Annotated in this window: 7 protein-coding genes and 4 pseudogenes; 6 read left to right on the top strand and 5 right to left on the bottom strand. The window is 60.8% G+C overall.

The genetic code is table 11. The annotated features are described in order from the left end of the window. Positions 1 to 39: 39 nt before the first annotated feature. Together ACSKB8_RS04390 and ACSKB8_RS04385 are read right to left on the bottom strand one after the other, a co-directional pair. Positions 40 to 416: pseudogene (locus ACSKB8_RS04390) on the bottom strand (IS110 family transposase); the annotation flags it as partial. Between the two features lie 138 nt (positions 417 to 554). Then, positions 555 to 1,516, bottom strand: a pseudogene (locus ACSKB8_RS04385) (LysR family transcriptional regulator). A 163-nt stretch (positions 1,517 to 1,679) separates the two neighbouring features. Between ACSKB8_RS04385 and ACSKB8_RS04380 the strand changes: the two are divergent. Then, on the top strand, positions 1,680 to 2,753 hold the full coding sequence (locus tag ACSKB8_RS04380; RefSeq protein WP_438102760.1) for an aromatic ring-hydroxylating dioxygenase subunit alpha: 1,074 nt from the start codon (positions 1,680 to 1,682) through the stop codon (positions 2,751 to 2,753). Between the two features lie 11 nt (positions 2,754 to 2,764). Next, positions 2,765 to 3,772 carry a PDR/VanB family oxidoreductase gene (locus ACSKB8_RS04375; protein WP_438102758.1) on the top strand — a complete coding sequence of 336 codons (1,008 nt, stop codon included), beginning with the start codon at positions 2,765 to 2,767 and terminating at the stop codon, positions 3,770 to 3,772. A gap of 422 nt (positions 3,773 to 4,194) precedes the next feature. Here ACSKB8_RS04375 and ACSKB8_RS04370 read toward each other — a convergent pair whose 3' ends face one another. Beyond that, complete coding sequence (locus tag ACSKB8_RS04370) at positions 4,195 to 6,459, bottom strand: hypothetical protein (RefSeq protein ID WP_438102756.1); 2,265 nt, start codon at positions 6,457 to 6,459, stop codon at positions 4,195 to 4,197. A gap of 854 nt (positions 6,460 to 7,313) precedes the next feature. Between ACSKB8_RS04370 and ACSKB8_RS04365 the strand changes: the two genes are divergently transcribed. From ACSKB8_RS04365 to ACSKB8_RS04355, 3 genes are all read left to right on the top strand, one after another. Next, a complete protein-coding gene (locus tag ACSKB8_RS04365; RefSeq protein WP_438102755.1) occupies positions 7,314 to 7,634 on the top strand; it encodes a DUF736 domain-containing protein in 321 nt (106 codons plus the stop codon). A gap of 163 nt (positions 7,635 to 7,797) precedes the next feature. Then, the gene (locus tag ACSKB8_RS04360) at positions 7,798 to 8,121 is read left to right on the top strand and encodes a hypothetical protein (RefSeq protein ID WP_438102753.1); all 324 of its coding nucleotides are present in this window, start codon (positions 7,798 to 7,800) and stop codon (positions 8,119 to 8,121) included. A 145-nt stretch (positions 8,122 to 8,266) separates the two neighbouring features. Next, entirely contained in the window at positions 8,267 to 9,463 is a 1,197-nt protein-coding gene (locus ACSKB8_RS04355) for a serine hydrolase domain-containing protein (RefSeq protein WP_438102751.1), read from the top strand. Between the two features lie 928 nt (positions 9,464 to 10,391). Here ACSKB8_RS04355 and ACSKB8_RS04350 read toward each other — a convergent pair. Beyond that, positions 10,392 to 11,945: pseudogene (locus ACSKB8_RS04350) on the bottom strand (ISL3 family transposase). A gap of 774 nt (positions 11,946 to 12,719) precedes the next feature. Here ACSKB8_RS04350 and ACSKB8_RS04345 point away from each other — a divergent pair. Next, positions 12,720 to 13,041, top strand: a pseudogene (locus ACSKB8_RS04345) (DUF736 domain-containing protein). 81 nt (positions 13,042 to 13,122) lie between these two features. On the opposite strand, the gene ACSKB8_RS04340 reads toward ACSKB8_RS04345, so the two are convergent. Then, a complete protein-coding gene (locus ACSKB8_RS04340; protein WP_438102750.1) occupies positions 13,123 to 13,404 on the bottom strand; it encodes a helix-turn-helix domain-containing protein in 282 nt (93 codons plus the stop codon). Positions 13,405 to 13,413: the final 9 nt, after the last annotated feature.

Genomic DNA, 13,413 nt, shown 5'->3' with positions numbered 1-13,413 from the left:
TTGGGACATTGTTCGCGCATGATCTTTCCGCAAAACCGCTTCACACATTTCCGGATCATGCTTTAACGGCGGCTCGATCGCACCGAGCAGCTGATGATCTTCGACCAACAGCTCGCGCACCAGATTGCAAAACTGCAGTCCGATCACGCGTTGGAAACATCAAACCCTATTCTTTGATCAGGCTGCGGCGCTGGTTCTCGTATCTCGACGAATGGCCACGAGCCGGGATCTTGCGACAAGTATCGCGCGGATCCTTCGACTTTGCTCGCATTGACCTTGACCTCCAAGCCGACACGGACCAGCTCGGCGAGCCCTCGTGCCTTCTGATCGCTTTTGTTCATGCGTACCGACAAAACCGCGTGCGCATGTCGCGCGTCCCAAACCACCGGAAGATCGACCCGGCGAAGTTCATGCCACCGCCTCCTCTCGTCGGGCGACTAGAAACTGGCTTCCTGGTAACGAACGTCGGAGCTGGCGGAACTAGTAGATAACGAGGAGGTTGGTGCGAAATCCAGCCGGAGAAGGAGACACTCGCATGCCGAGGGCCCGGAGATTCAAACTCCGGCATTGATGCTGCCGCGGCTGCGCCCGGAAGGCGCGAGAGCGGTCTTGTACGGCAGACCGCCGGCAATTTGGGCCATAAGTTGCCGCAGCCACCGGTGGGCGGCAGAATGATGGGTCCGGGACGTCCAGGTCATGCCGACTTGAAACGGTTCGGGGAAAGGACACGACGTTGCTACGATGGATTTGGCGATGTTCGAAGCGATTCGGCTTGGCACCGTCGAGACCAGGTCCGTGCCGGGGAGAATGTGGGTTAGATCGGAGATGCTCGGCACCGTGACCACCTGGTTGAGCGACAGGCCGCGTTCATCGAGCCCTCTTAGGTAGCCTGAGCGCCAGGTGCCTCCATAGTTGACGACGGCGTGGCTCGCTTTGACATAGTCATCGACGCCAACCTCCGGCCGGCGAGCAGGTGGCTCTTGTGCATAACGCACACATAGTGGTCATCCAGCAGATGACGATGATAGAAACTCTCCCCCTGCACCTCATAGGGGCCAATAAGAAGATCGGCTTCGCCCCGTTTGAGATACGCGATTCCTTTCGCGCGCGCCGTCTTGATTTCCAGCAGCAGGCGCGGCGCCCGGCGCCTGATCTCAGCGATCGTGCGCGGCAGAATGATCGACCGTTCGTAATAGTTGCAGGCGATCGTGATCTGCCCGGACGCGCTTGCGGGGTCGAAATCCGTCGGCTGCATGAGGCTCTCAAAGCGCTCAAGCAGGCGGCTGGCACACTCAACGATCTCAACACAGCGAGGCGTTGGCGCGATCCCGCCATGCTGACGCACGAACAGCTTGTCGTGGAACGCCGCGCGCAGCCGGTCCATCGTATAGCTAATCGTCGATTGGTTCGTACCGAGCACTTCGGCGGCCTTCGAAAACGAGCCCAATTCCGACACCAGGCGCAAAGTACGGATCGCAGCAAAATCAATCGCGAGTGGATCCCAATCCTTTGCCATCTCCTTAAGTCCCTCCTCGCGGAAACCAAACCACCCTATCGAAAGAGTAGATAACGGTTACCAACTCTGCCCGATTGTCCGATCACTATTGTCAGCGCAATCTGCTCGAATATGGGAGTTAAAGCGGCAAGCCCGCGACGATCGCCTCAGCCATGGAGAGCCCATGAACGCACCCAAACCTTTTCCGCTCAATGCCTGGTACGCGGCTGCATGGTCCCATGAGATCGCCCGCGAGCTTTCCGCCCGCACAATTTGCGGCAAGAACGTCGTGCTTTACCGCCGCATTGATGGCCTCGTCGCGGCGCTGGAGGATGCCTGTCGGCACCGGCTTTTGCCGCTGTCACTCGGACATCTCAAGGGCGACGACGTGATGTGTGGCTATCACGGGCTGGTGTTCAATTCGGCCGGCCGCTGCTCCTACATGCCCGCGCAGAAGACGATCAATCCGTCGGCCTGCGTGCGTGCCTATCCCGTGGCTGAGCGGCATCGTCTGGTCTGGCTGTGGCCCGGCGATCCAGCGCTGGCGGACCCCGCCAAAATTCCAGATTTTCATTGGAACGACGGCACAGAATGGGTCGGCGACGGCGGCACGTTCTATCAGCTGAAATGCGATTATCGCCTCGTGGTTGACAACCTGATGGACCTTACGCACGAGACCTATGTGCACGCGGGCAGCATTGGCGACGAGGCGATCACTGCCGCGCCCTTCGATGTGACCCACACCGATAACACGGCGACGATGACGCGCTGGATGATCGACATCGAGCCGCCCCCATTCTGGGGCCGCCAACTTGCACGGCGGGGCCGCGTCGATCGCTGGCAAATCGTGACGTTCCAGGCGCCATCGGTGGTCGTCGGAGACGTCGGCGTGGCGCTGACCAATACCGGCGCGCCGCAAGGCGACCGCTCGCACGGCGTCAGCGGTGCGTTCTTGGCGGCGATCTCACCGGAAACTGAGACGACCTGCCACTATTTCTGGAACTTTGTCCGAAATTATCGCAGAGATGATGCGCAGCTAACGAAAGAGCTCCAGCTCGCCCATGTTAATGGCGGGGCAGGGGTCTACGATCAGGATCACCGGGTGTTGGAGGCGCAGCAGGCTGCCATCGACAAGAATCCGCGTTCTCCCTTTTACGATCTCAACATCGATGCGGGCGCGCTCTGGGCACGGCGGCTGATCGACCGAATGATGGCTGACGAGCAGGCCGCCGTGGTCGCTAAGGTTGCGGCCGAGTGAGTGAGAAAGTCATGGCCAAGCCGACAGAACCGATTAGCGCACGCCTTCGCGCCACGCGCGATCTCACTCCTGACGTCCGTCTCTTCGAGATCGAGCCGGAGTGTCCATTGAACAAGGTAACTCCTGGCAGTCACATCGACGTTCTCGTGCCGACCGACACGCAGCCGAAGCTTCGTAGCTATTCATTGGTGGGGCCTTGTGCGGACGGGCTCTATCGCATCGCCGTCAAGCGGCTTGCATCGAGCCGGGGCGGGTCTATCGGCATGTGGCGCCTCAAAGCGGGCGAACGGCTCACGATTTTCGAGCCAACAAACAGCTTCGAACTGAGCTACGACCGGCCGGACTACCTGCTGCTGGCCGGCGGCATCGGCATCACGCCGATTTACACGATGGCGCTGGCACTGAAGCAAGCCGGTGCGAATTTTCGCCTGCTCTATGCCGCACGCAGCCGTCGCGACCTCGCGCTCGCGGACGAGCTTGCCACTTACATCGGCGAACGACTTCAGCTTTTCGTCGGTGAAGAGGGACAGCGGATCGACCTCGGCGGCGAGATCGCCCAACTCGACGCGCGTGGCGAGCTCTATGTGTGTGGCCCGTTCGGCATGTTAGAGGCGGCCAAGCAGCTTTGGAGCCAAGCGGGCAGACCGGCGGAGCATCTCCGGTACGAGACCTTCGGCAATGCTGGCGCCTTCGCGGACGTCCCCTTCAAGATCATGGTTCCCCGATTGGGCCTGGAAATTGACGTGCCTGCCCATCGCTCGATGCTGGAGGCGCTTGAAGATGCCGGCGTTAACATGATTTTCGGTTGCCGTCGCGGAGAATGCGGTCTTTGCGTGCTGCCGATCCTGGAGGCGTCGGCTGAGGTCGATCACCGCGATGTGTTCTTCAGCACCGAAGAGCGGGCGACAAACAGCAAGCTCTGCACCTGCGTATCGCGCCTTGCGCGCGGTTATGTAACCATCGACACGCCTGATCGAACGCGGATCGGACATCACGGCTGCGACGCCAGCGCGTTGTAGGCGTGTCACTCCGCAAGACTACCGCTTAGGACTAGCTGCAACAAAGCCTGCCTGATCTACTCACGCGGGTTGATCGTCCGCAGTGGCGAAAGGGTACGCCCGACACTCAGTTTGTCTTCTTCCAATCGCTGCGGCCAGACCGGACAGTCGCGCGCGAGCTGTCGCCGGCCAGTGCAACCAGCGCCGAGCCGTGATCGGCCGATTCCGGCAATCGTCATCGGCCGCTTGGCTTCAGCAAGCTGGTCTTGTAGCTGGTCGGGGGAAACTGACCACGCGTTCGGCGAAGAGCGAAAGTACTTCGTCTCGGAAGCTTTCAGGCTACGGGCTGCCGTAGGCCCACGACCCTGAGTACGGCCCGCTGGCTCCAGATTTCCTGGGTCTGACCAATGATGTCTCCACTCGGTACTCTTCCGCTAAAGGCCCTAGATCCCAAGTCGAGCGGCCTGCGTTGACAGTTGGTCCGCCTCGGCAAGCCGATAGCGTGGGATGTCACTATGCACTGTGGCCAACAAGGACTTACAGAATGCAGGCGTGAGCTTGCCGCGGTGAACCACGACGTTTTCGCGACCCGTCGCCGCCCGGGCGTTCTGCCACTGTTGATTATAGCCGCGTTGTTCATTGGACTTGACGTGGCAAGCGGCGAAGTCGGCGTCATCCAGCGTCGTCAACTGCCGCACATGTACCGGCCGCTTCGTATGGATGTGAACCCACATAGGGCTCGGCATTGCACCATTGCGCAGCGCCTTGGGTTGCAGCTTGACCTCAAACAACACCCCTGGCTCGCCCTTTAACGCGCGCGGTAGATCTGCAGGCGCCAACTCCTCGGCCGCGCGCAACTGTTCAAGGTACTTCTGCGACGGAAAGCCGTAGGTCTTCATGCATTCAATCCTAGTCGACGCCTTTCGCTCATCCAAAGCCTTGGCGAGCCCCTGCGCCTCGGCCCGCATCATCTTGAGTCGGACTAGTTTGTCGTGCACCTCGGGCACTTGCGTTGCCGTGAGTAGGACGCGTCGACGAGGCTCCTCCAACGAGGCCACACAAGCCTGCATTTCGGCGGCCTGGGTCTGCAGGCGCTCGATCACGGTATCCACAACGTGGTCGGCGTCCTCGGGTTTCATTTGGCGGGCTTGCGAGACGGCCCTTTGCTGACCAGCCAGATCAAACTGCAGAAGTGCGTCCAAGCGCTCGAGGAAGCGCGTCAGCGCCTCCATTGATGGCGGGGCCTGCCAGATCGCCAAGTGTCCCGTCGCCGAGGATGACGCCCTCGCATGCGCCTCCTCCGCGCTCACGAGCTTCTTCGTACCTAAATCCGAGAGCACGACAACCTTGGCTGCTGGCGCCGTGGCTTTGTCGGTTGTAGCGACCTGCGGCTGCGTCCGGTCGCGTGCCGAACTCCCGGCGACAGCGCTCGGTGTACGTTTGCCTTTACCCTTCCTGCGCGCTGACGTGCCTTCGGCCGCTACAGCCTCTCTCGTAGTGTCGGCCGGTTTCGCAGCCCCAGCCTCGACCGCCGGCGAAATGATGGCCGACGTTTTGGGCTGTAGATCCAGCAGTCGCATAACGTCGTGTGCAGTGACCCACGCGCCTTCCACGATCTGATGCAACAGTTTCAATGGCAGGTCGACACCTGTCCTGGGATCGCTTAGCTTTGAAACGAGGTTGTGCACGCCCAACGCAAATTCAGAAAGCCGCTCCATAACTCCTTCCAGGACCGCGCAGTGCGCTGCGTCGAGTGTGCGTCCTTGGCTCTGTAGAACTGCGTCCTTTGTCGATACGAATGCCGGAAAAACGTCCGCGATGAAGGTTCCGAGCAGGCGCGCCCGTCCGTTCTCGGCTATGAGGATTTCCCTCGTGGCTGGGTCGAACGTGCTCTCGTGAGGCTCAATCATGATTTGTGCGAGAGCGACCTGCGATTGCAGATGCATGCACTTCGTGTGCAGTGCCCAACCGCTGTGCAGCCGCAGTGCGGCCTCATCGGCCTGCCGCATTTCGGCCGTTGCATTGGGTAAGTTAGCAGTAGCGGCGCAGACGCCTTGCAGCCGTTCCGAACGCAACGCCTTCTTTCCCCACCACTCCATGCAGTCCGCATAGCGGTTTGCTACGCTGGAAACCGCTCGGTTCAGTTGGTCAGAGGGAGTGTTGGATAGCATCCGTTCGAGCACGACGGTGGCACTTATCCTGCTCTCCTCCAAGGCGTAGATGGTCGGGGCGGCCAGTGCGTTACATTGCTCCGCCGCATGGAGCACCTCGTCGCGGAGACCGCGAGCCTGATCGTCAGACAAAATCCTGCGCGCCTCATGCTGGGGCAGGCTGGCGTAGTACTCCAGAACTTTTGAGCCTACGTGGATGAGCTGGTCGATCAGCTCTTGTGCCTCTGACGAGCTCCGCGCTTGCATGGCCGCCTTACGGCAAGCGTCAAGTTCCGCAAGCAGGCTTTCCATTTGTCGCTTTGTTGCCTTGATCTTGTCACCCGTCGATGAAATGGGGACTGCCATATCCGAAGTTCGCGGCTGGCTGCCGACCGGCGCCGGTCTATCTTGAGGCCCAGAGCGCATCCGCTGCACCGCGGAATCGAACAATTGGCTGTCTTCCGCATGGGCGAGACTTGATTCCGACCGCGAACTGCTCGATTCGTCGGCTCGAGTGGCCCCAACGTGCGATTTGCCAGGCCGCTCAATGCCCGTCATACTCGACCTCCGATCCACGCGAGAATGCGAAGCCTATTTAGATAGACCGCCTGGCTGACGATCAGCTGACGAAGGCATTCTCACGCATGCATCGACAAAACAGAATCACCATGGCTCCCACTCCATAGAATACGCCTTGGTTTTGAGTATTCCGGTCTGCGGACACGCGTCCTGCTTCGCAAGCATGCGGTGAGTTTGCGCAACACTCCCGGCCTGAACGAACAAAGGCTGGTGGATCCCAAGGAGGGGGTATCGAACGCGCGCACGGTGGTGCCGATGGTGGATCAAACTCCGGCTGGATACGCAGAGCATTCGATCGACCTTGGCTCGAGCGCAGTTGAAAGCGCTGATCTATCCGCAGGCGAGTTCACGAGAATATTCGCATCATGCGCGTGGAGCGTGGGCAACTCGCCAAGCTGCGCGAGCAGATCAAAGACCCTGGTACTTCAGCGCCGCCTTTTTCACGGCAGCTGTCGGATGCGACCCGATTTGGTAAGATCAGGCGCTGATCGCAGCCTCTACCTCGAAACCGATCGTCTTGTTTTGCAAAACGAGCTCTGCCATTTTTTTCTTCCGCTTAAGTCTGTGTTCAGCGCTCGGACGCACCTCGCCTCGTTGGCTTGATCTGGCCGAAGACCGGCTGCGCCTCGATCGTCTGAGCCGCAACGCCGCCGGTTGAGACTTTCTTCCCCTGGGCTACGCCCATTCCTCGCGAGCCAAGAAAGTCTCCCCGGCGGTGTCCTCCGCTTGACGCTCCGGCCCGCGAAAGAGCGGGTGCGTCGCCGATCGTCTTCGGTGATCGCCATCGAGGCCGCGGTGGTCGCGGGGCTCGAAACAACTCAAGGAGAAGTGACATGGCTAGCATCGGTACTTTCAAAAAGGTCGGCAACGATTTCCAGGGTGAGATCGTCACGCTGAGCCTGCAGGCCAAGGGCGTGCGCATCGTCGCCGAGGCCAACCGCTCAAACGAGAACGCTCCCAGCCACCGCGTCTATGTGGGCCGGGCAGAAATCGGGGCGGCCTGGTCCAAGCGCTCCGAGGAAGGCCGCGACTACCTCTCGCTCAAGCTCGATGATCCCTCGTTCAACGCGCCGATCTATGCGAACCTGTTCGACGATGAAGCCGGCGACGGCTACACCCTGCTCTGGTCCCGGCCGCGCAAGACCGGCGAGTAAGCCTCGCGCCGCCAACGCCCCGCCCGATCTCATCGGGCGGGGCACCTTTTCGTGCGGACAGGCGAAGAGTGACAGGGAGAAACCGTTTCAAAGGATAGCGACACCGACATTGCTATCTTTTGTGTGTCAACGCCAGTCGGGACTGCCCCTGATCTCAACTGACGTGACGCTCAGCCTGCTGCAGGCGGCGACAGGCCGTGACTGCGCTCCCTCTGAGAACAAAACCTGCGGGCCGGCAGCGCCTCGCCATTCAAAGGGAGAGCGCTTTCATTCGACCGACATCGAAATCATCTTCCCTCGTGGCCCAAACGCCGCCAAAATTTGCATCAAGCTTAATATCGGCCGCATCGGTCCGGCCCAAAGCCGAACGTCGCAGCAACAAAATGTCTCAAGTGCTTCGAAACTCTCGAAACTTATCGCCTCGGCCTCCAATGGGCACAGCGAAGCGCGTCCATCGCTGCAGTTTCTGTCGACGTGTTGCAGTTAAGTCGCTTTGTCGTCCTGGGCTAGCACGCTCCCGCTCAAATTGGGACATCGCGAACAGTTGCCAAGGTTGATGCGCTTGCCACACGACCTGCAAGGATGACAATTGATCTACTTCCAACAATAATCTCAAACCGGAGGAAACACGTATGCAAAGCCGAGCCCAGATCGACGAACTTCTGCGCCAGAAGAGCGAGACCAAGGAAATTCCCGGCGTCGTCGCCATCGCCGCCAGCGGTAAAGAAGTGCTGTATCAGGGTGCGTTCGGCAAGCGCGACCTGTCCAAGCCCGATGCGATGACCGCGGACAGCGTGTTCTGGATCGCCTCGATGACGAAGGCGGTGACATCAGCCGGCGCGATGCAGCTCGTCGAAGAGGGCAAGCTGTCGCTGGATGCGCCGATCGGTGAAGTGCTGCCCGATCTCGCCACCCCGCAGGTGCTCGAAGGCTTCGATGCCAAGGGCGAGCCGAAGCTGCGGCCTGCGAAGGGGCCGATCACGCTGCGCCACCTCATGACCCACACTGCGGGCTTCTGCTACAACATGTGGAACGGCGATCTCGCGGTGTATCTGGAGAAGACGGGGATCCCCGCCATCACCACCTGCCAGAATGCGGCGCTGAAGACGCCAATCATGACCGATCCCGGCATGCGCTGGGAATACGGCACCAACATCGATTTCGTCGGCAAGGCGGTGGAGGCCGTCAGCGGCAAGCGGCTCGATGCGTATTTGCGCGACAATATGTTCGCGCCGCTCGGCATGAGCGACACCGCTTTCAAGATCACCGATAGCATGCACAAGCGTCTGGTCGGCATGCATGCGCGCGGCGAGGACGGCCAGCTCGCATCGATCCCGTTCGAGCTCGAGCAGGAGCCGGAATTCCACATGGGCGGCGGTGGCCTCTACTCGACCGCGGGCGACTACATCAAGTTCACCCAGATGATTCTCAACAAGGGCCGCGGCAACGGCAACCAAGTGCTGAAGGCGGAGACGGTTGCGACGATGGGACAGAACCACATCGGCGATCTCGCCATGGGCAAGATGACGACGGCGGCGCCGATGTACACCAACGACGTCGATCTCTATCCGGAGCAGGTGAAGAAGTGGGGGCTGAGCTTCCTCATCAACACCGCCAAGACCGCGGAAGGGCGCAGCGCGGGCAGTCTCGCCTGGGCGGGCCTCGCCAACACCTATTACTGGATCGACCCGTCGCGCGACGTCACCGGCGTGATCCTGATGCAGCTGTTGCCGTTCGCCGACGCGAAGTGTCTGGAGACGTTCGCGGGCTTCGAGCGCGGGATTTATGCCGGGCTCGATGCTGGTGGGAGCGGGCAGAAGGCGGCTTAACCCCGGAGAATCATGCGCGGCTTGTCGCGCGTGCTCACAGCAGGATGTGCCTCGTGCTTCGAAGGCCTGCCCTTCGGGGGCACGAGGCGAGAGTGAGGCGCGCTCTGGTGAACCTTCATCTGGTCTCTCCTTGGAACACGGAAGCGCCGCAACCTCAGCTCCTTGATTCAGAACAGATGGACAACCTCCTGAGACACCACAGCTAGGTCGTATCAGCCGGTGCCTTTTGGTCGAAAGCTTTAACAGCGCGTCGTCGTACTCTTTTAGTCCGACGTGATCGAACTGATCTTGCCTTCCGCCAACGTGAGGATCGGCACGCGCGTGAAGGCGCATTGCTTGACAAAGCCACGTTCGGCCTGATCGCCTGGGGTAAGGTCAGGGGGCGGCCGGTGTCGGAGCGTGCAGACCGTCTCTCTGTCGGCGCGTGTTTAGTCCCGGCCTCGCTCAACAAACGCCTCGCCCGATCTACTCGGATGAGGCGTTCTTGGCAGAAGACAGCAAGACCCGCACGACAGCGATCTCCGTTATTCCGATCGGCAACCGGCCAGACGACCAGAAACACCACAACACGCTTGGGCGAATCGGCCGAATCGCATCGTGCCCCACAGGGGCCGACCCGGAGATGACAGCTATTCCGCGATGTGAGCGGGGAGGCGGCGGACCATGGTTCGGCCCCGATCGCCCGCGCAGTACCGGAAGGTTTGAGGGCTCGAAAATTTCACATGCTTTCTGGAGCCCGAGGGACTCCCCTGGCGCTTTATGACCGCTTTGACACGTGGCCTCGATGATCGTCCCACCGATCTCATTGCCCATGGGGACTGAATGACATTGGCAAAGCCAAGCTGTCATTCGGCCTGCAATATTGACCCCCTAAGCCGGGGGATCGGCGTCCAAAATTGGCTCTGACGCAATTTTGGTGCAGCTCCGATTATTCGGCGCCGATCAATCTGGCTTGAAGCAGATCGATTTTCCCGCGACCGTACATTTGACGTCTGACTAGCTTGAGGCGCGTGATCTGACCTTCAGTCTGTCCGTTGGACCAAGGCAAAGTGATCGCTGCTCGAACCGCCGCTTCATCTTTCGCGACGCCGCTGGCGAACGAGGCGACGGGACTGGCGCGGGCGCGCTCAATCCATGGGATGAGACCCGCCTCGGTCTTGCGCCGGATCATCATGTGGAATTCGGCGATGATCTCGCGTGCCTCGACCAGGGTTGGTACGCCAGCTTCGATCGCCGCGACCGTGACGGTCTCCGCTTTCGTGAGCAGGTCCCGCCCGATTGTCATGAGGCGCGCGATTGTTCTGGCCGACGGAATCCGCTGGAGGTTTTTTGCGTCGGCCTTTTCAGCCCGTCGTCTGCGGGTCGCCCACTCGCTGACGACGCGGAGCGAGCCGCGGAAGCCACGCGCCGTTGAGCGGCGCCAAAGCTCAGCCCCGTTGCGACAGCCGGACGCCCACTGATCATCGAGCCATGGCAAATGCGGATCCAACGAACTTTGTCGGGCTCGGAATACATCGGTGCGTTCACCGCGGATCACCTGCCGTACCAGCTTCCTGCTATGGCCAGTCTGGCGCACGATCTGCTTGATGGGTATGCCGCTCTTCGACAGAGCCAGGATGGCTTCATTGGTCTCCTCGCGGCGCAGATAGCCCTCATACTGGAGGCGCTCGGCGGCTGTTAGCAGCGTGGGATCGATCTTGGTTGCACCGATGACGGTGCGTATCTGGCGCATCGATTTGCGGACGGCGTCAAGGAAGGCCCGACTGGCGTTCTCCATTAAATGCCAGCGGTCGGCGACCTGCACCGCGTGCGGCAGGGCCTTTGCTGCCGCTTCGCCATATCCGCCGCCACGATCGCGGGCGACGACCGAGATCGAGGGATGAGCAGCCAGCCAGGCGTGGGCGGTCGCGGGCTCACGATCGGGCAGCAAGGTGACCACGGCGCATCTCCAGGTTGCAGATGATGCTGGCGTATCGGTGATTGCGCCGCCAGGCCCAGTCATCAATGCCGATGACCTTGGGAGGATCGGCCGGCGAACGGCTGCGGCGTCGGACCACGCGCAGAAGCGTGTCCTTGCTCACTGGCAGCATCAGCCGTTTTGCGAAGCCCGCCGCCGGTCGACCGCCAAGCGCCAGACCGAGGTGATGGACGATAAAGTCCAGCCTCGCCGTGCGTCGCGCCGATGGAGCCAATATCCCGTCGGCGAAACGCTCAGTGAAGATCTGGCGTCCGCACAGGACGGCCTCGCAGCGGAAGCGGCGGGCGATCACCTGGAGCTCTACGACCCGCCCGGACAGCGGCAGATCGGTCACGCGGCGCCGATACCGGCTATGGATACGCCGCGAAACTGTCCACACGATGGACACAAGCCGACACTTCCGGATGGCCGGACAGTGATGACGGCCTTATCACCCTCGTAGCACGCACTCTCTACAACAAACCCACGCGGCACCAGACTGGAGCGTTGGAGTGCTCGCTGCATGGCGCTGATTCTCCCCAATCAAAGCGCCAGACATCTCCCGAACTGCATCAAAAGTGAGTCAGGGCCAAAATTGGACGCCGATGAGGGGTCAAATTTGCAAGCCGATTGACAGCCAAGCGGTCATAGTGTCCGGGAAGAAAGTGCGGCTCGCCCGCAACCGGCCAATGCGTGGGCGCGAGCAAAATCTGCCGCAATTGGTTGTGACGGACAAGAGCCGCGGGGATTAGCGTCCGGCCGCTATGTCCGCAATTGCTTTTCTTTCCGGGCTGCCCAGGCTCTCATCGATAAAGCTCTAAAAAAAAACGGTGGTCTTCCTTGCGCTAGATCACGCTGTGCCGGCCTCATTCGGCCCACTCGAGGGAGAATGGGAGAGGCTCGGCGGCGGGTTTTGCCGAGCGACGATGCCGCCGTTTCCCGCATGCTCTTTCTTTCTCTACCTCGAAACCGACCGCCTTCTTGTTTTGCAAAACGAGCTCCGCCATTTTTCTTCCGCTTAAGTCTGTGTTCAGCGCTCGGACGCACCTCGCCTCGTTGGCTTGATCTGGCCGAAGACCGGCTGCGCCTCGATCGTCTGAGCCGCAACGCCGCCGGTTGAGACTTTCTTCCCCTGGGCTACGCCCATTCCTCGCGAGCCAAGAAAGTCTCCCCGGCGGTGTCCTCCGCTTGACGCTCCGGCCCGCGAAAGAGCGGGTGCGTCGCCGATCGTCTTCCGCCCTCAGATCGCCATCGAGGCCGCGGTGGTCGCGGGCTCGAAACAACTCAAGGAGAAGTGACATGGCTAGCATCGGTACCTTCAAAAAGATCGGCAACGATTTCCAGGGTGAGATCGTCACGCTGAGTTCTGCAGGCCAAGGGCGTCCGCATCGTCGCCGAGACCAACCGCTCAAACGAGAACGCTCCCAGCCACCGCGTCTATGTGGGCCGGGCAGAAATCGGGGCGGCCTGGTCCAAGCGCTCCGAGGAAGGTCGCGACTACCTCTCGCTCAAGCTCGATGATCCTTCGTTCAACGCGCCGATCTATGCGAACCTGTTCGACGATGAAGCCGGCGAAGGCTACACGCTGCTCTGGTCCCGGCCGCGCAAGACCGGCGAATAAGCCTCGTGCCGCCAACGCCCCGCCCGATCTCATCGGGCGGGGCTCTCTTTGAGGCCGGGCGAACCCAAAGCGAACAGCGCGTCATTTCTTCTTGTAATGTGGACGCGCCGGCTTGCGACCTTTGCGCAATGTTTTATGAGGGGTCGCTCCTTTGGGTGGTTGGACGAAGAACTCAGATAGATGAACACCAAGCGTTTTAGCGAGCCTGTCGAGAAAATCGATTGTTGGGGTCGCTGCTTGTCGCTCAAGCCCGCCCATATATGAGCGGTCAATCCCCGCATCGTGAGCCAATTGCTCCTGCGGAATACCGAGATTCACGCGAATCCGGCGCACATTCCAGGCCACAAGCGCACGAGCTTTCATGCGCTAAAG

This window comes from Bradyrhizobium sp. BR 1432 (assembly GCF_051547705.1).
Lineage (GTDB): Bacteria > Pseudomonadota > Alphaproteobacteria > Rhizobiales > Xanthobacteraceae > Bradyrhizobium > Bradyrhizobium zhanjiangense.
Note: the sequence above shows the minus strand (reverse complement) of the source record. Positions and strands in the feature narration are given on the sequence as shown.